The organism is Faecalibacterium sp. Marseille-Q4164, assembly GCF_017377545.1.
GTDB lineage: Bacteria > Bacillota > Clostridia > Oscillospirales > Ruminococcaceae > Faecalibacterium > Faecalibacterium duncaniae.
Genome location: NZ_JAFREJ010000001.1, coordinates 209,335 through 234,016, shown reverse-complemented (window position 1 = coordinate 234,016; position 24,682 = coordinate 209,335). Strand labels below are relative to the sequence as shown.

General features: G+C 61.2%; 19 protein-coding genes. 2 read left to right on the top strand and 17 right to left on the bottom strand.

Annotated features, from left to right (window positions below; genetic code table 11):
- Positions 1-20: 20 nt before the first annotated feature.
- The 13 genes from J3352_RS01125 to J3352_RS01065 all read right to left on the bottom strand — a co-directional run bounded on the left by J3352_RS01125 (position 21) and on the right by J3352_RS01065 (position 17,946).
- Positions 21-407, bottom strand: a complete 387-nt coding sequence (locus J3352_RS01125; RefSeq protein WP_005932542.1) for a hypothetical protein — start codon at positions 405-407, stop codon at positions 21-23.
- A gap of 311 nt (positions 408-718) precedes the next feature.
- Positions 719-2,359, bottom strand: coding sequence for a chaperonin GroEL (groL, locus tag J3352_RS01120; RefSeq protein ID WP_098922586.1), 1,641 nt, complete (start codon positions 2,357-2,359; stop codon positions 719-721).
- A gap of 48 nt (positions 2,360-2,407) precedes the next feature.
- Positions 2,408-2,692 (bottom strand): co-chaperone GroES, encoded by a 285-nt coding sequence (gene groES / locus J3352_RS01115; RefSeq protein ID WP_005932536.1) that lies wholly within the window; start codon positions 2,690-2,692, stop codon positions 2,408-2,410.
- Positions 2,693-2,948: 256 nt separating this feature from the next.
- Positions 2,949-3,938 carry a diacylglycerol kinase family protein gene (locus tag J3352_RS01110; protein WP_156066149.1) on the bottom strand — a complete coding sequence of 330 codons (990 nt, stop codon included), beginning with the start codon at positions 3,936-3,938 and terminating at the stop codon, positions 2,949-2,951.
- Between the two features lie 388 nt (positions 3,939-4,326).
- The gene (locus tag J3352_RS01105; RefSeq protein WP_156066151.1) at positions 4,327-6,633 is read right to left on the bottom strand and encodes an ATP-dependent Clp protease ATP-binding subunit; all 2,307 of its coding nucleotides are present in this window, start codon (positions 6,631-6,633) and stop codon (positions 4,327-4,329) included.
- A 278-nt stretch (positions 6,634-6,911) separates the two neighbouring features.
- The gene (locus J3352_RS01100) at positions 6,912-7,172 is read right to left on the bottom strand and encodes a TIGR03905 family TSCPD domain-containing protein (RefSeq protein ID WP_035394508.1); all 261 of its coding nucleotides are present in this window, start codon (positions 7,170-7,172) and stop codon (positions 6,912-6,914) included.
- Between the two features lie 245 nt (positions 7,173-7,417).
- A complete protein-coding gene (locus J3352_RS01095) occupies positions 7,418-8,266 on the bottom strand; it encodes a PHP domain-containing protein (protein WP_097770749.1) in 849 nt (282 codons plus the stop codon).
- Positions 8,267-8,536: 270 nt separating this feature from the next.
- Complete coding sequence (locus J3352_RS01090) at positions 8,537-10,813, bottom strand: hydratase (RefSeq protein WP_156066153.1); 2,277 nt, start codon at positions 10,811-10,813, stop codon at positions 8,537-8,539.
- A 213-nt stretch (positions 10,814-11,026) separates the two neighbouring features.
- Positions 11,027-12,226, bottom strand: a complete 1,200-nt coding sequence (locus J3352_RS01085; protein ID WP_156057782.1) for an aspartate kinase — start codon at positions 12,224-12,226, stop codon at positions 11,027-11,029.
- A gap of 36 nt (positions 12,227-12,262) precedes the next feature.
- A complete protein-coding gene (thrB, locus tag J3352_RS01080; RefSeq protein WP_156066155.1) occupies positions 12,263-13,168 on the bottom strand; it encodes a homoserine kinase in 906 nt (301 codons plus the stop codon).
- Between the two features lie 16 nt (positions 13,169-13,184).
- A complete protein-coding gene (locus J3352_RS01075; protein ID WP_097772263.1) occupies positions 13,185-14,420 on the bottom strand; it encodes a homoserine dehydrogenase in 1,236 nt (411 codons plus the stop codon).
- A gap of 41 nt (positions 14,421-14,461) precedes the next feature.
- Positions 14,462-14,902 carry an ACT domain-containing protein gene (locus tag J3352_RS01070; RefSeq protein WP_035394385.1) on the bottom strand — a complete coding sequence of 147 codons (441 nt, stop codon included), beginning with the start codon at positions 14,900-14,902 and terminating at the stop codon, positions 14,462-14,464.
- Between the two features lie 593 nt (positions 14,903-15,495).
- Positions 15,496-17,946 (bottom strand): transglycosylase domain-containing protein, encoded by a 2,451-nt coding sequence (locus tag J3352_RS01065; RefSeq protein ID WP_156066157.1) that lies wholly within the window; start codon positions 17,944-17,946, stop codon positions 15,496-15,498.
- Between the two features lie 658 nt (positions 17,947-18,604).
- Between J3352_RS01065 and J3352_RS01060 the strand changes: the two genes are divergently transcribed.
- The gene (locus J3352_RS01060; protein ID WP_156066159.1) at positions 18,605-18,994 is read left to right on the top strand and encodes a hypothetical protein; all 390 of its coding nucleotides are present in this window, start codon (positions 18,605-18,607) and stop codon (positions 18,992-18,994) included.
- Positions 18,995-19,152: 158 nt separating this feature from the next.
- Here the strand turns inward: J3352_RS01060 and J3352_RS01055 are convergent, their stop codons facing one another.
- From J3352_RS01055 to J3352_RS01045, 3 genes are all read right to left on the bottom strand, one after another.
- Positions 19,153-19,290, bottom strand: coding sequence for a hypothetical protein (locus J3352_RS01055; RefSeq protein ID WP_005933846.1), 138 nt, complete (start codon positions 19,288-19,290; stop codon positions 19,153-19,155).
- A gap of 271 nt (positions 19,291-19,561) precedes the next feature.
- Complete coding sequence (locus J3352_RS01050) at positions 19,562-21,256, bottom strand: DAK2 domain-containing protein (RefSeq protein ID WP_005933847.1); 1,695 nt, start codon at positions 21,254-21,256, stop codon at positions 19,562-19,564.
- 28 nt (positions 21,257-21,284) lie between these two features.
- Positions 21,285-21,635 carry an Asp23/Gls24 family envelope stress response protein gene (locus J3352_RS01045; RefSeq protein ID WP_005933848.1) on the bottom strand — a complete coding sequence of 117 codons (351 nt, stop codon included), beginning with the start codon at positions 21,633-21,635 and terminating at the stop codon, positions 21,285-21,287.
- Positions 21,636-22,007: 372 nt separating this feature from the next.
- Between J3352_RS01045 and J3352_RS01040 the strand changes: the two genes are divergently transcribed.
- Positions 22,008-22,475 carry a CBS domain-containing protein gene (locus J3352_RS01040; protein WP_156066161.1) on the top strand — a complete coding sequence of 156 codons (468 nt, stop codon included), beginning with the start codon at positions 22,008-22,010 and terminating at the stop codon, positions 22,473-22,475.
- A 574-nt stretch (positions 22,476-23,049) separates the two neighbouring features.
- Here J3352_RS01040 and J3352_RS01035 read toward each other — a convergent pair.
- A complete protein-coding gene (locus J3352_RS01035; protein WP_156066163.1) occupies positions 23,050-24,525 on the bottom strand; it encodes an AAA family ATPase in 1,476 nt (491 codons plus the stop codon).
- Positions 24,526-24,682: the final 157 nt, after the last annotated feature.

The window sequence follows — 24,682 nt, the reverse complement described above, 5'->3', positions numbered from 1 at the left end:
TCTCCTTCTTTTGTGCTCATTTATTTGAAGTAGTAAGTCAGCGGATGGCGTTGCTCGTGGAATGAGATCACGATGACGAATTCGTTGTCCAGCTTGTTGAACTTGATGTAAAGCGGCACCAGCTTTTCCGCTGTTCCGTATCGTTCGATCAACAGAACTTCTTTTCCAAAGATATAGAGTGTCTCATGTTCAAAGCCAGCGTGTTCATTCGGAACTGCGTCTGAGAAGTCCATTACGTTCAGATTCAGAATGATGTTTTCTGCATCCCTCATGGTAAGCAGATACGTATCAAAGAGTTTTCGATTATCCGGGCGTTTAGCATTCATATCCAGCCTGTAGCGGTGTGCTTTCACCGCACATTTCACGGCTTCAAGATAGTTCTCAACATCGGACACGCTCAGGTTCATTCAGTTCACTCCTTTTGAACATGATGGTATTTTTGCATTCTTCCATCATCATTATACTCGCGTGATTGAATTTTGTCAATATGCCATCACGCAGAAAAATTCGCTGACGCTCTGCCCGGCACAGAGTCCACCAGCGAATCGCTCTTTCTTCAAATCCCCTAGACAAAAAAATCGGCACCCGCTTTTCAGCGAGTGTCGATTTTGTTACCCTATCATGCGCTTTGATTTTTGGCGTAAGTGGCGTAAGTTTGGCGTAAATCCGCTTTTGCGCGCTCCAAAAATCAAGGATTCATGCGGTTTTTAGGCAGTTATTAGTACATGCCGCCCATGCCGCCCATGTCACCACCGGCTGCGGGAGCAGCAGGGGGTTCGGGCAGGTCAGCGACCAGGCTCTCGGTGGTCAGCACCATCTCAGCGACGGATGCTGCGTTCTCCAAAGCGGAACGGGTGACCTTGGTGGGGTCAACGATACCGGCGGCGATCATATCCTCAACAAAGACCTCGTTCTGAGCGTCGAAGCCATAGTTGGGCTTGTTGGCAGAGACGATCTTGTCGATGATGACGCTGCCTTCCAGACCGGCGTTCTTGGCGATCTGGCGCAGAGGTGCCTCCAGAGCCTTCAGGACGATCTTGGCACCGGTGCGCTCGTCGCCTTCCAGTGTGTCGCACAGGGCGCGCACAGCGGGGATGGCGTTGATGGGAGCGGTGCCGCCGCCAGCGACAACGCCTTCCTGAACAGCAGCCTTGGTTGCGTTCAGAGCGTCCTCGATGCGCAGCTTCTTATCCTTCATCTCGACCTCGGTAGCAGCACCGACCTTGATGACTGCAACGCCGCCGGCCAGCTTTGCCAGGCGCTCCTGCAGCTTCTCACGGTCGAAATCGCTGGTGGAAGCCTCAATCTGGTTGCGGATCTGTGCAATGCGGGCTGCAATGGCATCCTTATCGCCTGCGCCGCCCACGATGGTGGTGTTCTCCTTGGTGACCTTGACCTGACGGGCATGGCCCAGCATCTGGACGGTAGCGTCCTTCAGCTCATAGCCCAGATCAGCGGACACAACGGTGCCGCCGGTCAGGATAGCGATATCCTGCAACATCTCCTTGCGGCGGTCGCCAAAGCCGGGAGCCTTGACAGCGCAGACGTTCAGGGTGCCGCGCAGGCGGTTGACGATCAGGGTGGACAGAGCCTCGCCCTCGATGTCCTCAGCCACGACCAGCAGCTTCATGCCGTTCTGCATGACCTGCTCCAGCAGGGGGACCAGATCCTGGATGACGCTGATCTTCTTATCGGTGATCAGGATGGCGGCGTTGTCCAGAACAGCCTCCATCTTGTCGGTATCGGTGACCATATAGGGGGTCAGGTAGCCGCGGTCAAACTGCATACCTTCCACGATCTCGTTGTAGGTCTCGGCGGTGGTCTTGTTCTCCTCGATGGTGATGACACCGTCGGAGGTGACCTTCTCCATGGCCTCGGCGATCAGGCGGCCGATCTCGGGGTCACCGGCAGAAATGGTGCCAACGCGGGCGATATCGTTGCTGTCCTTGACCTTCTGGCTGTGGGCCTTGATGGTCTCAACGGCCTTGGCAACAGCCTTGCTCATGCCGCGGCGGATATCCATGGGGTTGGCACCGGCGGTAACGTTCTTCATGCCCTCGGTGACCATGGCCTGTGCCAGAACGGTTGCGGTGGTGGTGCCGTCGCCTGCAGCATCGTTGGTCTTGGTTGCGACCTCACGCACCAGCTGTGCGCCCATGTTCTCGAACTCGTCCTTCAGCTCGATCTCCTTGGCAATGGTCACGCCGTCATTGGTGATGACAGGTGCGCCGAACTTCTTGCCCAGCACCACATTGCGGCCCTTGGGGCCCAGGGTGATCTTCACGGTATTTGCCAGGGTATCAATACCGGCACACAGTGCCTTGCGGGCATCCTCGCCCTGCTTGATCTGTTTTGCCATAATCAAATCGCTCCTTCAAAGCTCAAATTTCAATTTCAGAGGGGAAACTTACTCCACGATGGCCAGGATATCGCCCTGACGCACGATGGTGCACTCCTCGCCGTCCACCTTGACCTCAGTACCGGAGTACTTGCTGGTCAGGACCTTATCGCCAACCTTCACGGTCATCTTGACTTCGTTGCCGTCCACGATGCCGCCGGGGCCAACAGCCACGACCTCAGCCACCTGGGGCTTCTCCTTGGCGCTGCCGGTCAGGATGAGGCCGCCCTTGGTGGTCTCCTCGACTTCAACGGCCTTGATAACAACACGGTCTGCAAGAGGAATGATCTTCATAGTTCTTGCCCTCCTATAATAAAATATAATGAAAACTTTTTTGGCACCTTCGGCCCGTTTCTGCCGGGCCTTTGGTTGTTTAGCACTCCTTTTCTCTGAGTGCTAAGTGTATTGTACTCATCTTGAACTGAAAAATCAAGACCTTTTTGATTTTTCTTTTTGAACAATTTGTGACCACCCGAAAAAGTATCCTTACATCGAAAAAAGAGCAGTTCTCTTTTCCGGAGAGACTGCTCTTTTTCATCCAAACATCTTCTTATTTTACGTCCGCTCTGCTCCTTTTCGCCACAAACCGCTCATACGCCGGGGCAGGCAGGAGGATGCGGCCGCTCAGGGGGCGCAGAACAGCCTCCACCGCATCACAGGGGGCGCACTCGCCGTCGGCGGTGGCAACGATGGGGCCGCGGCCATCGGCGGGGCGCAGCGCCACCCGCCGGGCACGGCGGTAGAGGAAGTAGGGCTTTGCCTCCTCGGTGAGCTGGCCGTTCACAAAGTGCCGGCCGCTCTTGTACATCCCCAGCAGCTTGGCAATGGTCAGCCGCCCCACCCTGCGGACGATCATCACGTCCAGCCAGCCGTCGGCGGGGTCGGCCTCGGGGGCGGCAAGGAAACCGCCGCCATAGGCCCGGCCATTGCAGATAGCGCACATCAGGCAGTCCACGGTCAGCTCCTCGTCGTCGATGGTAAAGGTGACCCTGCGGCCGATGTGCCCGCAGAGCTGCTCCACGATGGAGAGCAGATAGGACACCTCGCCGCCGCACAGGGGGAGCCGCCGGAACTTGGGGATGCCGTAGGCCACCTGTGCGTCCAGACCCGCCGCGCAGATGGTGGCGGACAGGCCCAAACTGGTCTCCAACAGGTCGATGGTCACTTCCCCGCCCGCCAGCTGGGCATCGAGGTCTGTGAACTCTGCCCGGGTGCCGTAGGTGCGCAGGAAGTCGTTGCCGCTGCCGTAGGGCAGGCAGCCCACGGCGGCGTTGGCAAAGCCCTGCACGCCGGTCATGGCTTCCATGAAGGTGCCGTCGCCGCCCGCCGTCCAGATGCGCAGGCTGTCCCCTGCCTGCGCCGCCTCCTGGGCTGCGGCACGGGCCAGCTCCCGGGCGTGGCCCGCATATTCGGTGGTGTGGATGGTATAATCCGCCTCACTCCACCCGGCCCGGGCGGCAGCGGCTCTGATCTGCGGGATGAGCTGGGCAGTGCAGTCCTGCTTGCCCGCAGCGGGATTCAGTAAAAACAAATAGCGCATGGTTTCCTCCTTGGGGCATTTCGCTTTCTCTATGATAAACGAAAACGCCGGAGGATGCAAGGGGGAAGCGTGCTCACCCTCTCAGTCTCGCTTCGCTCGCCAGCTCCCCCGAAGGGGGAGCCAATGCATCTGTAAGGGGAGAAGGTGCTTACGGCTAAACCTCTCAGCCGTCGCTGACGCTCGGCAGCTCCCCTAGTAGGGGAGCCCTTGGCAGACCGTCGCGTTTTCGAGGTCTGGCGCTTCGCTCCTGTTGGCCCTGCTGGCGCAAAGTCTTATCCTTGCGGCAGATGTCGGTTTTGGAACCGACAGGCGATCATTGCGAAAAATGAACCTTATGCCAAGGGCCCCACTATTAGGGGGGCTGGCACGCGGAGCGTGACTGAGGGGTTTAGCCGATGGTTTGCTCTACTACTTCCCCCTCTTCCAACACGATTGCCCCATCCACCGTGCAGTCGGCGGTCCAGTGCTGGCCGGTGTGGGCCGTACCGGAGGCGATCTGGTTGGCGAGGGCCTGTTCCACGGCGCGGTCCACCTGCCGCCGCAGCTCCCGGGCCCCATAGGGCGAGCGCGCCCTTGCGGCCAGCACTGCTCCCACCCGGGGCGTATGGGTCAGCTGATACCCATTGCGGGCGGCACGGGCTTCCAGCTGACCCAGCAGCTTCTCGGCGATGGCACACAGGCTGTCCTCTGCAAGGGGACGGAACACGATGAGCTCATCCAGCCGCCCCACCAGCTCGGGCCGGAACCACTTCTTGGCTTCCTCAATGGCCTGGGCCGACTGCTTCTCGAACACGGCTTCGCTGCCCGCTGCAAAACCCAGCGGGGCGCTCTGCCCGGCCAGAAAGCGTGCCCCCAAGTTGGAGGTGAGCAGGACGATGGTATTGCGGAAATCGGCCTTGCGGCCCATGGCATCGGTGAGCTGGCCGTCCTCCAGGATCTGCAGCAGGATATTCTGGATATCCGGGTGGGCCTTTTCGATCTCGTCAAAGAGCACCACGCTGTACGGGCGGCGGCGGACGGCTTCGGTGAGCTGACCGCCCTCATCGTGGCCAAGGTAGCCCGGAGGCGCGCCCAGCAGGCGGGCCGTGGTGTGCTGCTCCTGATACTCCGACATATCGAACTTGAGCAGAGCTTTTTCGCTGCCGAACCAGCTGGCGGCAAGGGCCTTGGCAAGGGCGGTCTTGCCCACGCCGGTGGGCCCCAGAAAGAGCATGGCCCCCATGGGGCGGCCCGGCTCCCCCAGCCCGGTGCGGCTGCGCCGGATGGCCCCGGCCACCGCCGCCACTGCCTTCTGCTGGCCCACGATCTCGGCGTTGAGGCGGGATTCCAGCTTGTCCAGCCGTTCCCGCTCCTTCTCCCCCACCCGCTCCACGGGCACACCGCTGGCCTGCGCCACCACCCGGGCAATGTCCTCCCGGGTGAGGGTGGGGTCTGCTTTCCCCTCCCGCTCGGCGCGGATGCGGGCAGCGGCACAGGCCTCGTCCACAAGGTCGATGGCCTTATCGGGCAGGAAGCGCCCCGGCAGGTACCGCACCGAGAGCTCCACGGCCTCCCGCAGTGTCTCAGGCGGCAGATGCACGCTGTGGTACCGCTCGTAGCGGGGGGCAAGCCCCTCCAGGATCGCCGCAGCCTGTGCCGGGGTGGGCTCCTCGATCTGCACCCGGCCAAAGCGGCGCTCCAGCGCGGCATCCTTCTGGATATGGGTGCGGAACTCCTGATCGGTGGTGGCCCCGATGAGCTGCAGTTCCCCCCGGGCCAGCACGGGCTTCAGGATGCTGGCGGCATCAATGGCACCCTCTGCCGCGCCGGCTCCCACGATGGTGTGGAACTCGTCCACAAACAAAATGGCGCTGCCGTCCCGCACAAGCTCCTCCAGAAGGGTCTTAAACCGCTCCTCAAAGTCGCCCCGGTACTTGGTGCCCGCCACAAGACTGGCCATATCCAGCGCCAGCAGCCGCCGCCCCTGCAGCATCCGGGGCACGTTCCGGCTGGCGATGCGCTGGGCAAGGCCCTCGGCAAGGGCCGTTTTGCCCACGCCCGGCTCCCCCACCAGACAGGGGTTGTTCTTCTGGCGGCGGCACAGAATCTCCACCATCCGGTCCAGCTCCGCATCCCGGCAGAACACCGGGTCCAGCTCGCCGTCCACCGCGCGGCGGGTCAGGTCGCGGCAATACTTATCGCTGGCGCGGCTGCCCCGGGGCATGGCGCTGGCCCGGGGCGTGCCGGGCAGGATGAACTGCCCCGAGATCTGGCGGCACTCCCGCACGGCCTCGGCCAGCTGCACCCCCATGGAGGCCAGCAGCACCCCCGCCGCGCAGTCGGTATCCTCCAGCATGGCACAGAGCAGGTGCTCCGGCTCCGCCTTGGGCAGGTGGGCGTTCTGTGCCCCGATGAGGGCATAATCCATAGCCCGGCGCAGGTCTGGGGCCAGCGCCTTTCTGTCCAGCTGGCGGGCCGGGCTGGTGCGGCCCTCGGCCAGCTGACGGCGCACGGCGGGCTCGGTGATGTTCTTGCCCACCAGAAACCGCCCCGCCGGGCCGCGGTCGGTCTGCAGCATGGCAAGCAGCAGGTGCCCGGTATCCGCCCGGGCACAGCCCATGCTGCCCGCAAGCTCCACGGCTTCGTCCAGCAGCAGCCCTGCCTCCCGCGAAAACCCCTTGTGTCTGCCCATGCCGAATGCTTCCCAAATGCTCATGCTCTGCTCCTTGCTGTATTGTTTCATACACAGCAAAGTATAGGCCCGGTGAATGGAAAAAAATCAGCGGTTTGTGTCAACCCTCTCAGTCAAAGCCTATCGGCTTTGCCAGCTCCCCCGAGGGGGGAGCCAATTGCGGCCTGGCCTTTAGGGGCTGCTGAATTGAGACGATGCGTTGGCTCTCCCTTTGGAAGAGCTGTCGAGCAAAGCGAGACTGAGAGGGCGCTGCACAGCAAAAAAGCGCCGTGCAATGCACGACGCTTTCTCTGCGTTGATGGTTACATCTCTGCCAGAGCCTTTTTCAGGTTCTTGGCGATCTGGTCGGGGCAGCTGGTGGGGCGGGGGCCGCAGGTGGTCCCCTCCATGCGGGCGATGGCATCCTCGGCCTTCATGCCCTTGAGCAGGCGGCTGATGCCCTTGAGGTTGCCGTTGCAGCCGCCGATGACCTCAACGGACTCGATGGTGTGGTCATCGTTCAGCACGATGTTGGTCTGCTTGGAACAGGTGCCCACATTGGGGAAGCTGAAAGATTTGCTCATGGAAAACATCCTCTCTTTTTGACTTGCCCACAGTATACTACAAAAACAACGTTCCTGCAAGAGGCGGAACCTGCCCTCTTTGCCAAGGGCTCCCCCTTCGGGGGAGCTGTCGAGCAAAGCGAGACTGAGAGGGTGAGGATGCTCACGGACTTTACCGAACTCACCCTCTCCGTCATTGCTGACGCAATGCCACCTCTCCCGAAGGGCGAGGCCTTGGCAGTTCTCATAAGAATGCTCAAATCGGTTTACTTTTTTCTCTTCCTCGCCAGCTCCTCGATCCGCGCGATCTGGTCATCGGGGGTGGTGCAGGTGCCCACGGGATAGACCTTTTTGTGGTTGGCCCCGTGGAAGTCGGTGCCGCCGGTGTGGATGAGGTGATACTGCCCACAGAGGGCGGCACACTCGGCCTTGTCCTCGGGGCTGTTGCTGGGGTGGTCGATCTCGATGCCGTCCACCATCCCCTCCCTGACCAGCTCCCGGAGCAGGGGCATACTCTTGTACACGGTGGGGTGGGCGAACACCACCACGGCACCGGCGGCTCTGGCTGTGGCCAGCACCTCCCGCACCGGGATGTACTCGGGCGAATGGAGCACCCTGCCCCGCGGGTTCCAGCCGAACAGCTCATGGTAGCGCTCGCCGTAGATGCTGTCGGCAAGGCCCAGCTCCCGCAGCGCCTGCATGATGCCGCTCTTATAGAGCACGCCGCTGTCTCTGGCGTATTCCAGCGCCTGCTCGGTGCGGAACTGGGGGAAGATGGCTTCCAGCTCCCGGGCGCTCTGCAAACAGCACTCGTTGCGGCGCTGGCGCATGATATCGCAGTGGCGGCGCAGGGCCTCGCTCTCGGGGTCGGGCCAGTAGGCCAGCAGGTGGACCCGGTGCTGGCGCTCGTAATCGTAGCCGGTGAGCTCGGTGGCCGGGATGAGCTTTACCCCATCCTGCACCGGGTGGTCGTAGGCATACTGCACGCTGCGCAGCGTATCGTGGTCAGAGATGGCCATGGCATCCAGCCCCACCCGGGCTGCCATCAGGGGCAGCCGGGCCACGGGCACGGAGCCGTCGGAATAGGTGGTGTGGTTGTGTAGATCGCCGGGCATGGAATGGAACCTCCTGAGAATAAAACGGGCTAAACCTCTCCGTCATCATCGCTTCGCTCGATGCCACCTCCCCTAGTAGGGGAGGCCTTGGCATAAGGTTCATTTTTCGCAATGATCGCCTGTCGGCTCCAAAACCGGCATCTGCCGCAAGGGTAAGACTTTGCGCCAGCAGGGCAAACAGGAGCGAAGCGCCAACCCCCGAAAACGCGACGGCCTGCCAAGGGCTCCCCTACTAGGGGAGCTGCCGAGCGTCAGCGACGGCTGAGAGGTTTAATGCTTATAATAATTGATCAAACACCCGTCTGCCAAAATCTCCCGCTCATCGGAGGTCAGCGGTGCCATATAGAGGGCGAAGGGCTTCACTTCCTCACCCAGCACATAGGCAGGGATGTTCTGCAGATCGCCCTTGAGGGCTTCCCGGACATGGGGAATGAGGATGTAGTCCCCCAGGCCGAAGGGAGCCGCACCGTTGAGCTGGAAGGGCAGCATGCCCCAGTTGATGAGGTTGGAGCGGTAACGCTTGGTGGCGTACTCGTTGACGATGTTGGCCCCGGCCCCCAGCACGCGCTGGCAGCTGGCGGCCTGCTCACGGGCAGAGCCGTCGCCGGGCTTGACGGCAAAAATGGTGGAGGCCAGCTGTACATCGTCCCAGGTCAGGGCCTCACAGCCGGGCACGGCACGGATCTTTGTCAGCAGGGCGGCATCCCCCTGCCCGGCCCGGCGGGCGGCTTCCTCGGCCTGCACGGCCTTGGCGCGCCCCACATAGGCGGGGTCCTTGCGGCTGAGGGTGAACTCAGCCAGACCCAGGGGGTTGGAGCGGTAGGAAGAGGTCTCACCCGAGGGGATGAGCTCGTCCGTGGTGGTGACGGGGTCGGTGATGTAGGAGGCCACCTTCAGCAGCAGGTTGTCGCCCAGCGGGGCGATCTCGGGCCAGTCCTTGATGTTGGGGCCCAGCTTGAGCAGGGCATCATAATCGCTGTGGCCAAAGCCCTGATACACCCGGGCCTCGTAGCTGGAGGGATCGTAGTGATATTCGGGCACGGTGGGGTCGTAATCCACCTCCGTTGCGGGGGTCAGGATGCCGCCGTTGGCCGTGGTGGCGGCAATGCTGCGGGCATCCATCAGGGCCACGCCTGCCAGCTGGCCGCTGCCGGGCTTGGAGCCCTCGCGGCTGGGGAAGTTGCGGGTGGTGTGGCGGATGGACAGCGCCCCGTTGGCAGGCACATCGCCCGCGCCGAAGCAGGGGCCGCAGAAGGCCGTGCGGATGGTGGCACCGCTGGCCATCAGGTCGGTGAGCACGCCGGTGCGGTTCAGCTCCATCATAATGGGCTGGCTGCCGGGGTAAACGCTGAGGGCGTAGTCCCCGCAGCCGCCGGTATGGCCCTTGAGGATGGAAGCGGCCTCGTAGATGCTGTCAAACAGGCCGCCCGCGCAGCCTGCGATGACTCCCTGATCGACCCGGAGCCTGCCGTTTTCGATCTTGCTGCACAGATCCAGCTTCACGTCGGAGCGGCCCACCAGCTGCTGGACGTTCTCCTCGCATTCGTGGAGGATGTCCTTGAGGTTGGCGTTCAGCTCCTCGATGGGAAAGGCGTTGGAGGGGTGCATGGGCAGGGCGATCATGGGCCGGATCTTGGAAAGGTCCACGCTCACCACGCCGTCGTAATAGGCCAGCTCTGCCGGGTGCAGGGGCTTGTAGTCCCCTGCCCTGCCATGGACCGTGAGGAACTGCCGGGTCTTTTCATCGGTCTCCCAGATGGAGGAAAGGCAGGTGGTCTCGGTGGTCATGGCATCAATGGCGTTGCGGGTATCCTGCCGCAGGGAGGCAATGCCGGGGCCCACAAACTCCATGACCTTGTTCTTGACATAGCCGCTCTTGAACAGCTCGCCCACCAGTGCAATGGCCACATCGTGGGGGCCGCAGCCTGCGGGCAGAGCTCCGGTCAGGCAGATGGCCACCACGCCGGGGCGGGCCACATCGTAAGTGCGGCCCAGCAGCTGCTTTGCCAGCTCGCCGCCGCCCTCGCCGATGGCCATGGTGCCCAGCGCGCCGTAGCGGGTGTGGGAATCGGAGCCAAGGATCATTTTGCCGCAGCCCGCAAAGCGCTCACGCATGTACTGGTGGATGACCGCCATGTGGGGCGGCACAAAGATGCCGCCGTACTTTTTGGCAGCGGACAGGCCGAAGCGGTGGTCATCCTCGTTGATGGTGCCGCCCACAGCGCACAGGCTGTTGTGGCAGTTGGTCAGCACATAGGGGATGGGGAACTTTTCCAGCCCCGAGGCACGGGCCGTCTGGATGATGCCCACAAAGGTGATGTCGTGGCTTGCCATGGCATCGAACTTGATCCGGAGATCCCGGTCGCTGCCGCTGGTGTTGTGGGCGGTGAGGATGCCGTAGGCCATGGTGCCCTTGTAGGCCTGGCCGGCCTGCTCCGCAGTCACGCCTGCGGCTGCCAGTGCCGCAGGAGCCTGCGCGTCGGCGGGCACCCACTGCCCCCGCAGGTAGTATGCACCCGAGGTGCTGCATTTGATCGATTCCAACATAATACTTTCCCCTCGCTTTTGCAAAAAAGGGGCGGGCCCTCTCAGTCTCGCTTTGCTCGACAGCTCTCCCAAAGGGAGAGCCAACGCATCTGACAGGCAGACAACTGCAAATTTGCAGTGCCCTGTCCCGAAGCCGCCATTGCCTCTCCCTTTGGGAGAGGTGGCAATGCGTCAGCATTGACGGAGAGGGCGAACCGCCCCAAAGTGTTTCAATCAGTCAAACAGCATATCGTGGATGGCGCTGACCGCCTTGTCAGCGTCGTCACGGGCAATGATGCAGGAGATCTTGATCTCACTGGTGGAGATCATCTTGATGTTGATGTTGTTGTTGGACAGAGCCTCGAACATCTTGGAGGCAACGCCGCTGTGGCTCTGCATACCGGCACCCACGATGGAGACCTTTGCGCAGGTCTCGTCGCAGGTGGCATCCTTGAACTTGCCGCTCTCCTTGAGCACGCGCATGGCGGTCTCAGCCTCGCCCTCGGCGCAGGTGAAGGAGATATCCTTCTTGCCGTCGCGGCCGGTGGACTGCAGGATGATATCCACGTTGATGTTCTTCTGGGCCAGCAGGCCAAAGATCTTGAAGCTGGTGCCCGGCTCATCGGGAACGTTCAGGATCGTGATAACGGCAACATCGGTGTCCTTTGCAACACCCTTGATCAGCATACCTTCCATGTCTTTTGTAACCTCCTTGACCACCGTACCGGGCACGGGATTCAGGCTGGACAGCACTTCCAGCTCCACATTATACTTCTTTGCCAGCTCCACGCTGCGGTTGTTCAGCACCTGCGCACCCAGAGAGGCCAGCTCCAGCATCTCGTCAAAGGTGATCTCTTCCAGCTTGCGGGTGTTGCGCACCTTGCGGGGGTCTGCGGTGTAAACGCCTTCCACATCGGTGTAGATCTGGCAGCGGTCCGCGTGCAGGGCCGCTGCAATGGCCACGGCGCTGGTATCAGAGCCGCCGCGGCCCAGGGTGGTGATATCATCCAGCTTGTTCAGGCCCTGGAAGCCTGCCACGACCACCACGCGGTTGCGCTCCAGCTCGGAGGAAATGCGCTCGGTCTCCATGCGGGTGATGCGTGCCTTGGTGTAGGCACGGTCGGTGCGGAAGCCCGCCTGCCAGCCCGTCAGGCTGGTGGCGTGGCAGCCCAGCTCGTTCAGAGCCATGGCCAGCAGCGCGATGCTGATCTCCTCACCGGCGGCCAGCAGCATATCCATCTCACGGGCCGAAGGGTTGTGGGTGATCTCAGCGGCCTTTGCGATCAGGTCGTCGGTGGTGTCGCCCTGTGCAGACACCACCACCACCACGTCATTGCCCGCCTTGTGGGTGTTGGCCACGATGCGGGCCACGTTGAAGATACGGTTCCGGTCCTTCACCGAAGAACCGCCGAACTTCTGTACGATCAACGCCATAGTTTGTCACTCTCCTCTAGTTTCTCCCAATTTATATCATTCCACAGTTGCGCCGGTATTATCTGCATCCAGCTCTAACAGTGTAAATGCTTCACATCCGTCCAGGCCTTCCAGCGTTTCCAGCCCGGCACGCAGCCCGGCATAAAAACGCTCAGCCTCCGCGCGCTCGGCCACCGCCATCACGGTGGAACCGGCACCCGATACATACACGGCCTTTGCCCCGCACTGCTTTGCCAGCGCGAACACCTCCCGGGAACCGGGCATCAGGGGCATCCGGTAGGGCTGGTGGAGCTTATCCTCGGTGGCAATGCCCAGCAGGTCATGCCGGCCCTCACAGAAGGCGGCAGGCACCAGCGCGGCCCGGGACAGGTTATACACGGCATCCTTGTGGGCCACCTGCTTGGGCAGGGCCGCGCGGGCGGCCTCCGTCAGCAGCTTGTAGTCCGGCACGACGGCCGCAAAGCAGAGGCTCTGGTCCACATCCCGCTTGACGGAGTAGACCACGCCGTCCTCAAAGACGCTGCTGGTCAAACCGCCCAGCAGGGCCGGGGCCACGTTGTCGGGGTGGCCCTCAATGGCCGTGGCCAGCGTCAGCAGCTCCTGGGTGTTGAGCACATCGCCCAGCATCCGGTTCGCGCCCAGCAGGCCCGCGATGATGCAGGCCGAGGAGGAACCCAGGCCCCGGGCCATGGGGATGGGGTTGGTCTGCACGATCTTCAGGGGCGGGATCTTCTTGCCCACCTTGTCGAACAGACCCTTGGCCGAGCGGTACACCAGATTGCTCTCGTTGCGGGGGATGCGGGTGCCGTCCGCCGCCGAGATGTCCAGCTTATCGCTCTCCTCAAAGGTCACGGTGTTGTACAGGGTCACGGCCAGACCCAGCGCGTCGAAGCCGGAGCCTACGTTGGCGCTGGTGGCCGGAACAGAAACTTTGATCTTCATCGTCCGTCCCCTTTTCTCATGCTTCCTCGGGCAGCTTTTTCAGCACCAGCTTCACGCTGCCGCCCACGGTCTCCACCTTGCGGGCTGCCTCGGCCATGGCCTTTGCGTCGGCCTGCTCCACCAGATAGGAGCAGCCGTCAAAGTGCTCATCCACCACACGGCCCTTACCATAGATGGCTTCCACCACGGCGGGAGCAACGCCCGCTGCACGCACATAATATGCGGCGGGAGCCGGGTCGGTGAGCATCCCCTCCACCGGCTCCGCAGGCTGCCAGAACAGGCTGTCGTGGACCTTGGAGCCGTTCTTGAGGGCATCCACCACATCGGCCACCACAGCGCTGGCGGTGGGCAGCTTGCCCGCGCCCTTGCCGTAGAACACCACGTCGCCCAGCATATCACCCTTGACCAGCACGGCGTTGAACACATCGTCCACACCGGCCAGCTGGTGGCTCCTGGGCACCAGACAGGGCTCCACACCGGCGGCCACGCTGCCGTCGCCGCCCCGCTTCATCCATGCGATGAGCTTGATGACACAGTTCAGCCGCTCCGCCGCAGCCACATCGGCCACGGTGATGTCCCGGATGCCCCGGGTGGGGATGTTCTGGGGGTAGATCTGGTGGCCGCAGACCAGCGAGGACAGGATGGCGATCTTGCGGCAGGCATCCCGGCCGTCCACATCGTCGCCGGGGTCCTTGGTCTCGGCATAGCCCAGCTCCTGCGCGATCTTCAGGGCCTCGTCAAAGCCCAGGTTCTCCCGCACCATCTTGGTCAGCATGAAGTTGGTGGTGCCGTTCACGATGCCCTCCACCTCGGTGATGACGTTGGCGGCCAGGCACTGGTGCATGGGGGTGATGATGGGGGTGCCGCCGCCCACGGAGGCCTCGAACAGGAAGGCACAGTTGTGTGCCTTGGCCAGCGCCAGCAGCTCCGCGCCGTAGGTGGCCACCATCTCCTTGTTGGAGGTGCACACGCTGCGGCCGCTCTCGAGGCAGGCCTTGACGTAGGGGTATGCAAAGCGGGTGCCGCCGATGGTCTCCACCACCACCCGGATCTCCGGGTCTTCCAGAATGGTATCGAAGTTCTTGATGAAGAGGTTTGCCGCCGGATGAGCGGAGAAATCCTTGGGGTCAAGGATGTACTTGACCTCCACCGGCTCACCGGCCCGGCGGGAAACACCGGCGGCGTTGCGGCACAGCACCTCGTACACGCCGCTGCCCACCGTGCCAAAGCCTAAAATCGCGATCTTTGCCATAGTTCAACCCTCGTTCCTATTTCCTGACTGTTCTGGTGCTCTTACAGGTTATACCCGCAGTGCACGCCCACCACCATGCGCTGGCGGCTCAACCGCTCCGTCAGCTCCTCAGGGGTCATCTGCATGGTATCGGTGCGGATGGTAACGGCAACCAGCGCTGCGCCGTTTTCCGGCGTGGACTGGTTGATGGTAACAATGCTTGCCCCGGCGGCGCTGATACCCGCCAGCAGGCTTTGCAGCGCGCCTGTTTCATCCCGGAGCGTTGCCATTACGGTCACGACCTCGCGGCCATTTTCAGAATCAAAGATGCAGTCCTTATATTTATAAAAAGCACTGCGCGAAAGATCCACGCTGCGGGTCGCAGCCGAGATGCTGCGCACTTCCCCGCTTGCCAGAAGCTCCTTGGCCTTGACCACTTTCAGGAAGACCTCGGGCAGGACCTCCGCGTCCACCAGATAAAAACGGCGTTCCAACTTGTTCACCTCACAAACACAAGTGTTCTTACAGGGAATATAATAGCATCCGGCCCCCTGCATTGCAAGAGACCGGATGCTTTTTTGTCAGATTATCCAGTTTTGGAGCGTGAAGTGGCAAGCTGTCGCACCGGAATTGAGAAAGTGTGACTTTTAACAGAGGCTGGCCTTGTGCCCTCTCCGTCATCCCTGCGGGATGCCACCTCTCCCAAAGGGAGAGGCTATTGTGGCCCGGCCTTTAGGGGGTGCTGACGGTATTAAACCTCTCCGTCAAAACCTGTCGGTTTTGCCACCTCCCCTAGTAGGGGAGGCCTTGGCATAAGGTTCATTTTTCGCAATGATCGCTGACGCTCCAAAACGCACTCCTGCCGCAAGGATTAGGCTTTACGCCAGCAGGGCAAACAGGAGCAAAGCGTCAACCCACGAAATCGCAACGGCCTGCCAAGGGCTCCCCTATTAGGGGAGCTGCCGAGCGATAGCGACGGCTGAGAGGTTTAGCCTTCAGCACCCTCTCCCCTTGCAGATGCGTTGGCTCTCCCTTTGGGAGAGCTGTCGAGCGCAGCGAGACTGAGAGGGCCGTCTAGAAGGGCCGCCTAAAAGGTTCAATCCGTATCCAGCCCGGTGGTATCCTGACCCACAACGGGGGCGGTGTCCGCGCTCTGTGCTGCGGCCACGCCGCTGCTGTGGGAGTAGTTGCAGGTATCGGGCAGGTCATCGGCACGGTAGTAGCCGGTGGCGCGGCTGGGGCAGTTGGCCCCGGCCAGCAGGCCGCTCTGGGTGCAGTAGGCGCGCTCCACCACGCCGTCGCTGGTGGGGAATGCCTTATAGGGCAGGTTTGCCTGCACCTGCTCCATATAGGCCTTCCACGCCGTGACACAGGTGCGGGTCTTGGCCTGATTCTTGCCCAGGGTGTTGGTCATATCGTAAGGCGCGTCGTAGCCCCACCAGACAGCGGTGACGTAGTAGGGCGTGCCGCCCACGAACCACAGATCTTTTTCGTCGCTGGCGGTACCGGTCTTACCAAAGGACTCCATGCCGTTGGAGTTGGGGTAGCGGCCGCTGGCGGTGCCCACGTTGGAGTAGAGCACGTTCTTGAGCAGACGGTTCATAATATAGGCTGTCTGCGGGGTCAGGGCCTGATAGCTGGTGGCGTTGTTCTCCAGGTAGATGTTGCCGTCCCGGTCCAGCACACGGGTGTACAGGTGCGGGGTGGTGTACTCGCCGTCATAGAAGATCTGGAAGGCAGCGGCCAGCGCCGTGGGGGTCACGCCGTGGGTCTGGCTGCCCATGACCAGCTGGGCAAGGCCCACGTCGTTGGCGGGGTCCAGGGTGGTCAGCTGCAGGGTGTTGTAGACAAAGTTGAAGATGTTGCTTGCGCCCACCAGGTCGCCCACCCGGATGGCGATGGTGTTCAGGGAGCGGGCCAGACCGTTCCACAGGGGCAGGTCGCTGCCGTCACCATAATTGCCGCCGTAGTTGCGGGGCCAGCTGCGCCATGCGTTGGGGTAGGCCTTGAGCTGACTGTCGGAAAGGCCCATCAGGCCGTTTTTGCGGCAGTAGTCCTCATCCCGGATGACCATGTCCTGCTTCTGGTACAGGGGCGAGTTGTTGAGCATGGTGGACCAGTTCACCAGCCCGTACTCCACGCCCAGCGCGTACGCGCCGATGGGCTTGATGGTGGAGCCGGTCTGCCGGGTCACACTGTAAGCACGGTTCAGGGAAAGGCTCTTGGTCTTTTCGCCCAGACCGCCCACCATGGCCAGCACGTTGCCGTCATAGTCCAGCGTGACCATGGCCGCCTGGGTGCGGACATTGCGGTAGTAGTACACGGTGCCGTCGTCGCCGGTGCGGGTCTTGGGGGTGCCATCGGCGTTCATCACCTGCACGTCATCGTCCGAGATGCTGGTCACCTCTTCCTCATGCCAGCCGGCCGGGAAGTAAGCGTCGCCCTCGTTAAGCATCAGGTTCTCCATGGCCGTCTGCATCTTGGGGTTGACGGTGGCCTCGATGGTATAGCCGCCGGTGTAAAGCATGGACTGGGCCGTGGATTCGTCCACGCCCTCCTTGTCCATGATGTCGTGGACCACCTCGGTGAAGAGGGCATCGGTGAAGTAGCTGGTCACGGAGGAGGTCTTCTTGTTGGTGTCCTCCTCGGCCAGCACAAGGGGCTGGGCCGCGCCGTTGCGGTAATCCTCCTCCGAGATGATGCCCTGCTGCCACATATTATACATGATGAAGTTGCGGCGGTGGATCAGGTTCTCGGGGTTGGTGTAGGGGTTGTAGTTGGTGGGGTTCTTGGTGATGGACGCGATGGTGGCGCACTCCCAGAGGGTGAGCTGGCTCACGTCCTTGTTGAAATACTCGTTGGCCGCTGTCTGAACGCCCTGAATGGTGCCGGTGAAGCTGATGGTGTTCAGGTAGGCCTCCAGAATGGTCTCCTTGGAGTAAGCGCGGCTCAGGCAGAGGGCGCGGTAGATCTCGCGCAGCTTGCGCAGCGCACCCTCCACGCCGCTGGCGCTCTTGTCGCTGGTCAGGTTCTTGATGAGCTGCTGCTCCAGCGTGGAAGCGCCCTGCTTGGAGCTGTAGATGGGCAGCAGATACTCGTTGACCATGGCACCGATGGTGCGCTTGAAGTTCACGCCCGGCTCGTTGTAGAAGTCCTTGTCCTCGGTGCAGATGAACGCATACTGCAGGTTGGTGGGGATCTGTTCCAGGTCTGCCCAGACCCGGTGGCTGTTGGAGGAGCGCAGGGTGGCATACTCCACCTGCGCGCCGGTGTCGGGGTCGGTGGCCACCACGGTGCTGGACTGGCTCAGCTCGATGTTGTCCAGGTCCAGCAGGTTGCCGTCGTTGGCCGTGGCCTGCACGGCGTAGTACACCGCCGCCACTGCCGCCAGGCTGCACACCATGATGCCCAGGCAGATGAGGGTAGCCAGCGTGCGGCCCAGCGCCCTGAGGATGGGGTGCTTCGCCTTTTCCCGGGGCTCCTTTGGCTCCCTGGGGGCACGCCCGCGCTTGGGCGGCTCTTCCCTGCGGCTGTTGCTCACATTCACTTTACGTCCCCCCGTGGGCTGCACGTCCGTGCGTGCAGCGCCGCGGTGGATCTTTCTCGATTCGTTTGAGATAAGGATCGCCTCCTGACGTGGTGGTATCGCTTATGGAGCGGGACACTGTCCCGCATAGCCTCTTTGCCGTTATCGCTTCGGGGTCAGGCCTCGCCTTGGTACAACCTCTCAGCCTTCGCTGACGGTTAAACCTCTCCGTCATCTTCGCTTCGCTCGATGCCACCTCCCCTAGTAGGGGAGGCCTTGGCATAGGGTTCATTTTTCGCAATGATCGCCTATCGGCTCCAAAACGCACTCCTGCCGCAAGGGTAAGACTTTGCGCCAGCAGGGCAAATAGGAGCGAAGCGTCAGACCACGAAAACGCAACGGCCTGCCAAGGGCTCCCCTACTAGGGGAGCTGCCGAGCGTCAGCGACGGCTGAGAGGTTTAACCCCGTTATCGGCTGCTTACAGCTGAAAGGTTGGACAAAGGCAGGCCTTGCCGTGGGCCTGCCGCCCCTATTTCTAATCAGATACTGCTAGTATAGCACACTTCCCCCCGTAAAGTACAGCATTCCGGTGTGAAAATTGTGCACTTCTGTCTCAGGGGCGGCATTTTTGCGCATACTACCGCTGGAAAGACCCGCTGGAAAGGAGTGATTTTCTCCATGCGGAAAGTAGTTCTCTGCCTGTTTTACGCCCTGTGCGCCTTTGCCATCGCCTTCAGCCTGTTCTGGATGGCCCTGCCCCGGCTGGCGCTTTCCTCCCCTGCACCGGGAGCGGACAACGCCGCCGAAACGCCGGTGCCCTCCGAGCCGAGCCTTGCGGCCCAGACTCTGCCCGACACCGGCCAGCCCACCCAATACCTGCTCCGGGACGAGGGCGGCATGGTGGCCGTCTACACCTGCGGGCCGGACGGCTCCCCCACCCGCCTTGCCCGGCAGACGGATATTTACGTCAACCTCCTGCCAGAAAATGACGCACTGCGTGTCAAGCAAGGCATGACAGTGACGGGAGATGCCGCCCTGCAGGAGGTGCTGGAGGACCTGGGCGGGTGAACCGCTCCGTCCGGGCTGCAGCCCCCAGCTTGAACTTGACAAACCATCGCAAATCAACTATACTATGAACAGAAAGAGCGCTGACCGCAATATGGCCAGCTCCACGTTCCCTTTTAAGTCAAAAAGATTGACCGCCGAGTTTGTGAGACTGGGGGCGGTCAATCTTTTTTGCTTTTATCGTTCTTCTCGTGAGAAATTTTCCAGCCAGCATCAAATGCCGCTTTCGCAACTGAGACGAGCAGGCTCAAAAGAGCAATTGCTACCGTCAGTACCGCGCAAACTTCTGTCAGAGTCATCCGACATCCCTCCCTTCGCCGACAGGCGGCTCCGGGAAAAGATCCAATTCAAAAAAGTTCCGTTCCCATCCGCCTGGCTTCCTTCCGGAAAATAGGCATTCGGGAGCGCGAAGTTGACCACCTGCATTGCAGACAGCGCTTTTCTCCTGCTGTTTCCAGCATTAGCTACAGTATAGCATAGAAACCGACAATGTGCAATCAACAAACCCCCTGTGCCATGGTCTGGCACAGGGGGTTTGTTTTGCGGTTCTGTTTCAGCCGGAGTGCAATTTTACTCCACGCTGATCATATAATAGTATACGGGCTGGCCGCCGCGGATGTGGCTGACCTCAACGTGGTTGGGGCACTTTGCCTTGACGATCTCGGTCAGCTTCTCGGCCTCCTCGTCGGAGACATCGCAGCCGGAGATGATGGTGACAAAGCTGGAGTCCTTCTTGCACATACTGCGGGCCAGGCGGTAGGTGGCCTTGGTCAGGTCGGTGGAGGTGGCAACGATCTTGCCGTTCTCCAGAGCCATGATCTCGCCCTTCCGGATCCGCTTGCCGTCAAACTCGCTGTCGCGGGCGGCGTAGGTGATGAGGCCGGTGCTGACCTTGTCGGCGGCGGCCATCATGTTGATGGTGTTGGTCTCAGCGTTGGCGGAGGGGTCGAAGTTGAGCAGCGCGGTGATGCCCATGGGCACGGTGCGGGTGGGCAGAACGATCACCTGACGGTCAGCCAGCTTCTGGGCCTGCTCCGCTGCCATGATGATATTCTTGTTGTTGGGCAGCACGAACACGGTCTTGGCGGGCACGCTCTGGATGGCGGCAAGGATGTCCTCGGTGGCGGGGTTCATGGTCTGGCCGCCGGAAACAACAGCGTCCGCAGCCAGGTCGGTGAACACAGCCTTCAGGCCCTCACCGGCGGCAACGGCCACAAAGCCGTAGTCACGGCTGGGGTCCACTGCGGCGTAAACGAACTCGCTGGCCTGTGCGGGAGCCTTTTCAGCGGAGGCCTGCTTTTCCAGGCTCTTGCCCTGCTTCTGGCGGGCCAGGAACTGCTCGTGCATGTTCTCGATCTTGAAGTTGGTCAGGTAGCCGTACTTGATGGCCTCGCTCAGGATCTTGCCGGGGTCAGCGGTGTGGACATGCAGGTTGATGACATCGTCATCCTCGATGCAGACCACGCTGTCGCCGTTGGATTCGGCAAAGGCGCGCATCTTTGCGGCGCTTGCGCCCTCGTACTTGTTGATGAGGAACTGGGTGCAGTAGCCGTTCTTGATGTCCTCCACCTTCATCAGGTCGTCGGTGAACACGCCCTTGCCTGCGTTCTCGGTGGAGAGCTTGGCCTTGTTGGGGGTACCCTCGCCGCCGGCCACCATGGGTTCGCCGTGGAACACCTTGCCCATGCCCTCAAAGATGATCATAATGCCCTGGCCGCCTGCGTCCACAACGCCGGCCTTTTTCAGCACGGGCAGCAGGTTGGGGGTATCCTCCAGCGCCTTCTGGCCTGCGGTCATCACCACATCCCACAGGGCGGGGATCTCCTCGGCACCGCAGGCGGCAGCTTCCTCGCTGGCCACCCGGGCAACGGTCAGGATGGTGCCCTCGGTGGGCTTCATCACGGCCTTGTAGGCACCCTCCACACCCTTTTTCAGGGCGGCGATGATGTCGGCGGTGTCGGCTTCCTTCTTGCCTTCCAGCGCCTTGGAGAAGCCGCGGAACAGCAGGCTGGTGATCACGCCGGAGTTGCCGCGCGCACCGCGCAGCATGGCAGAGGCAGCGGTCTTGGCGGCCTCACCCACGGTGCAGCCGTCGTCCAGCGCATTCAGCTCTGCCACGGAGGCCCCCACCGTCATGCCCATGTTGGTGCCGGTGTCGCCATCGGGCACGGGGAAAACGTTCAGCTCGTCCACACGGGAGCGCTGGTTGTTGATGTTGTTCGCGCCGGAGATGATCGCGTCGCGCAGGATCTTACCAGAAATCATTGTCCTTACTCCTTAATATACAGTTCCATCAGGCGATCACATCGTCCACCGACACGATCACGCGGGCAACCTTCAGGCCGGTGGCCTGCTCCACTTCGTCCTTGACGCGGTGCGAGATGCTGCGCGCGGCGGTGGAGATGTTGAGCCCGTAGCTGACGGCAATGTGCAGCTCGATCACGAGACGGCCCTCTTCCTGTGTGACACGAACGCCCTTTTCAGAGTAATCGTTGCCGCGCACCACGCTCTTGACCACGTCGGTCAGGTCGCGGGGGGTCATTGCGGCCACGCCGTAGCATTGTTTGGTTGCTTCGCCTACCAGCGTAGAGAAGTACTCGGCGGAAAAGCTGACATCTCCCAGCGGGAAACGGGAAGTGATCATAGTCGCTCTGCTCCTTTATTTGAAATCTTGTTGGGGTGGCCCGGCTTGCCGCGGCAAACCCGCCGCATACCGGGAAAGGAATCGGTATCCTTATTATACAACTTCCCACGCCCTGTGTACAGCACAATTTCCAAAGGGCGGGCAATGTGAGCCGATTCGTGTTCCTATTATACCACAAAACCCTGCCCTGTGCACGGTTTTCCTGCATGTTTTGCAAAAAGGCCGGGTGCGACTGTGAATAAATTCTAAAAAGTATGATTTTTGACTTTATCCGCCTGTGGAAAAGTGCTAAAATCAAAGCAGAGGAACGGGAGCTGCGCCCTTACGGCAGAACCACTGTTTACGATAGGATAACGATTGGAGAGCTGTTTGATGAACATTTTGTTTTTCCTTTCCCCCAAGCAGGACCTGATGTATGTCTACGATGACTTCACCCTGCGGCAGACGCTGGAAAAATGGGAGAACAACCGCTACGCATCCATCCCGGTGCTCAACCGCAAGGGCGAGTATGTGGGCACCCTGACCGAGGGGGATATCCTCTGGGGGCTGAAACAGCAGCACGGGCTGGACATTGAAGCCGCCGAGGATGTGCCCATCTCGAGCTTTGCCCACAAGCGGGATTACAAGGCCGTGACTGTCACCACCAGCATGGACCAGCTGATCGAAGCGGCCATGAACCAGAACTTTGTGCCCGTGGTGGACGACCGGGGCATCTTTATCGGCATCGTGCGGCGGCAGGCCATCATCCGCTACTGCTACGACAAGGCCCGCACCGAGGCCCGGAAGGCCCAGAGCGCCCCGGATGCCTGCCCCAAGAGCAGCCTTGCGGCGGGAGGTTGAACCTCTCCGGGCCTACGCCCTCTCTTGCACCTGCGCCCTCTCCGTCATCCCTGCGGGATGCCACCTCTCCCAAAGGGAGAGGCAATTGCGGCCCGGCCTTTAGGAGGTGCTGACGGTATTAAACCTCTCAGCCGTCGCTGACGCTCGGCAGCTCCCCTAGTAGGGGAGCCCTTGGCAGGCCGTTGCGTTTTCGTGGTCTGACGCTTCGCTCCTATTTGCCCTGCTGGCGCAAAGTCTTACCCTTGCGGCAGGAGTGCATTTTGGAGCCAATAGGCGATCATTGCGAAAAATGAACCCTATGCCAAGGCCTCCCCTACTAGGGGAGGTGGCATCGAGCGAAGCGATGATGACGGAGAGGTTTAACCTTCAGCACCCTCTCCCCTTGCAGATGCGTTGGCTCTCCCTTCGGGAGAGCTGTCGAGCGCAGCGAGACTGAGAGGGCACGCCATCAAACCCCAACGAACCCCCTTCGGTACACACCATACCGGAGGGGGTTCTCGTTATACTCATTTCTATCGTTGCATTCGTTGCAATCGTTGCAGAGAATGCGGTTTTATCAACGATAGCAACGATATCAACGATAATTATGTCTTAACGACAGTTGTGTAGAATCCATAACAGGCACAGTATTATCAATCCGATTCATCTTAAAGCAGTATCGTTTTCCGCCTGTTCCATTCTGTTTATCCCAGCACTTGATTGCATCTCTTTCCCAGAGCATTGGTTGTAGCTCTTTGATTCGTCCTGCCAATGCTCGTGTGCTGGAAGCAAGCGCTTCATTTGTATAGCGCTCTCCCATCTGCATCAATGCTTGCGCATTGCCGCTCCATGTTCCATCCCCCTGCTGCAGGAGCACCCGCAGGGTCTTGACGATGGGCTCTGCCTCATACTCGGCCACCCGGCGCTGCGCGGCCAGCTGGGCCGCCGTGCCCTGCATGACCCAGCGGCAGCGGGCCTTATCAAAGCGGATGACCCGCTCGCACTGCTCGATGTCGCGACCGGTGAGCAGAAAGCCTGCTTCATCGTCCATCCGGCTCTGCTTGTCCAGCACGATGGTGAAATCCGCCGCACCCAGGATGCCGGTGGAGCCGTTGATGTTGTCGAAGCTGTCCTCTGGGTTCTTGCTCTTGCGGGTGTGGTGCACCAGCAGCACGCAGATGCCCCGGCTGTCGGCAAAGGCCTTCAGCCTGCCCATGTAGTCGTAGTCGGCATCGTAGGCATTTTCAAAGGGCTTTGCCTTGGGCTTGATCTTGGATAAGGTATCGATGCAGACCAGATGGATGTCCGGGTTGGCATCCAGATACTCCCCCAGCATTTCCAGCAGGCCCTCGCCCAGCCGCTGGGCCTGAAACATAACGTGCATGTTGGCCGGGGCGGGCCTGCCCTCCAGCAAGCGGCGCAGGCGGGTCTGCATCCGGCTCTTGCCGTCCTCCAGGGCGAGGTAGAGCGTGCCGTGCTGCCGGGTGGGGAACCCCAGAAACGGCTCTCCCTGTGCCACGGCAAGGCAGAGGTCCAGCACCATCCAGCTCTTGCCCAGCTTGGGCTTTGCCACCAGCACCCCCATGCCCATGGGCAGCAGGCCCTCCACCACATGACGGATGGGCGGCAGCACCATCTCAGACAGCTCCCGCGCCGACCACGCCTGCACCCCGGCAGGCTTTGCGGTCTCCGGCTCCGGGGCGGCCTGCTGCGGGGCGGCCTCCGGATCGGTCAGGCTGTTGATGTAATCGGCGTAATCCTCGCCGATGCGGGCCGCGAACGCCTCCTTTCCGATCTGCTCGTACTCGTCGGCCACACGGTCCTGCCAGCGCCGGAGCTTGAGCTCCAGCCCGTTCCAGAGCCGCAGTTCCCGGGCCCGCTCCTGCACCAGATGATACCGCTGGTTCTGGTCCGCAGGCAGGCCCCGGAAGGTAAACCAGAAGGTCAGCCGGGAAAAGAGCTTTTCCTCGGTGTCGGCCTTGTCCAGCCATCGCAGGAAATCGTTCTCGTCCGCCGGGCTGAACTGCTTTGCCTCCCGCCAGTTCCCCACTGCTTCCTTCATTTCGTTCATGGAAACACCTCTTTCTTTCGCATTACATGGCGTTGTTTCGTTACCCAAAGTGTAACACCTTTTGGTTGTATCGTCAACGAGTATGTTCCGGCGATTTTTCGCGCGAAAAATGCGAAAAAAGAGGGAGAAAATAAGAAAAGCCCCCGCTCATCAGAGC

Coding starts and splice junctions, on each gene's coding strand:
- J3352_RS01125 (WP_005932542.1), bottom strand. CDS start 407: ATGAACCTGAGCGTGTCCGATGTTGAGAACTATCTTGAAGCCGTGAAA.
- groL (WP_098922586.1), bottom strand. CDS start 2,359: ATGGCAAAACAGATCAAGCAGGGCGAGGATGCCCGCAAGGCACTGTGT.
- groES (WP_005932536.1), bottom strand. CDS start 2,692: ATGAAGATCATTCCTCTTGCAGACCGTGTTGTTATCAAGGCCGTTGAA.
- J3352_RS01110 (WP_156066149.1), bottom strand. CDS start 3,938: ATGCGCTATTTGTTTTTACTGAATCCCGCTGCGGGCAAGCAGGACTGC.
- J3352_RS01105 (WP_156066151.1), bottom strand. CDS start 6,633: ATGAGCATTTGGGAAGCATTCGGCATGGGCAGACACAAGGGGTTTTCG.
- J3352_RS01100 (WP_035394508.1), bottom strand. CDS start 7,172: ATGAGCAAATCTTTCAGCTTCCCCAATGTGGGCACCTGTTCCAAGCAG.
- J3352_RS01095 (WP_097770749.1), bottom strand. CDS start 8,266: ATGCCCGGCGATCTACACAACCACACCACCTATTCCGACGGCTCCGTG.
- J3352_RS01090 (WP_156066153.1), bottom strand. CDS start 10,813: ATGTTGGAATCGATCAAATGCAGCACCTCGGGTGCATACTACCTGCGG.
- J3352_RS01085 (WP_156057782.1), bottom strand. CDS start 12,226: ATGGCGTTGATCGTACAGAAGTTCGGCGGTTCTTCGGTGAAGGACCGG.
- thrB (WP_156066155.1), bottom strand. CDS start 13,168: ATGAAGATCAAAGTTTCTGTTCCGGCCACCAGCGCCAACGTAGGCTCC.
- J3352_RS01075 (WP_097772263.1), bottom strand. CDS start 14,420: ATGGCAAAGATCGCGATTTTAGGCTTTGGCACGGTGGGCAGCGGCGTG.
- J3352_RS01060 (WP_156066159.1), top strand. CDS start 18,605: ATGCGGAAAGTAGTTCTCTGCCTGTTTTACGCCCTGTGCGCCTTTGCC.
- J3352_RS01055 (WP_005933846.1), bottom strand. CDS start 19,290: ATGACTCTGACAGAAGTTTGCGCGGTACTGACGGTAGCAATTGCTCTT.
- J3352_RS01050 (WP_005933847.1), bottom strand. CDS start 21,256: ATGATTTCTGGTAAGATCCTGCGCGACGCGATCATCTCCGGCGCGAAC.
- J3352_RS01045 (WP_005933848.1), bottom strand. CDS start 21,635: ATGATCACTTCCCGTTTCCCGCTGGGAGATGTCAGCTTTTCCGCCGAG.
- J3352_RS01040 (WP_156066161.1), top strand. CDS start 22,008: ATGAACATTTTGTTTTTCCTTTCCCCCAAGCAGGACCTGATGTATGTC.
- J3352_RS01035 (WP_156066163.1), bottom strand. CDS start 24,525: ATGAACGAAATGAAGGAAGCAGTGGGGAACTGGCGGGAGGCAAAGCAG.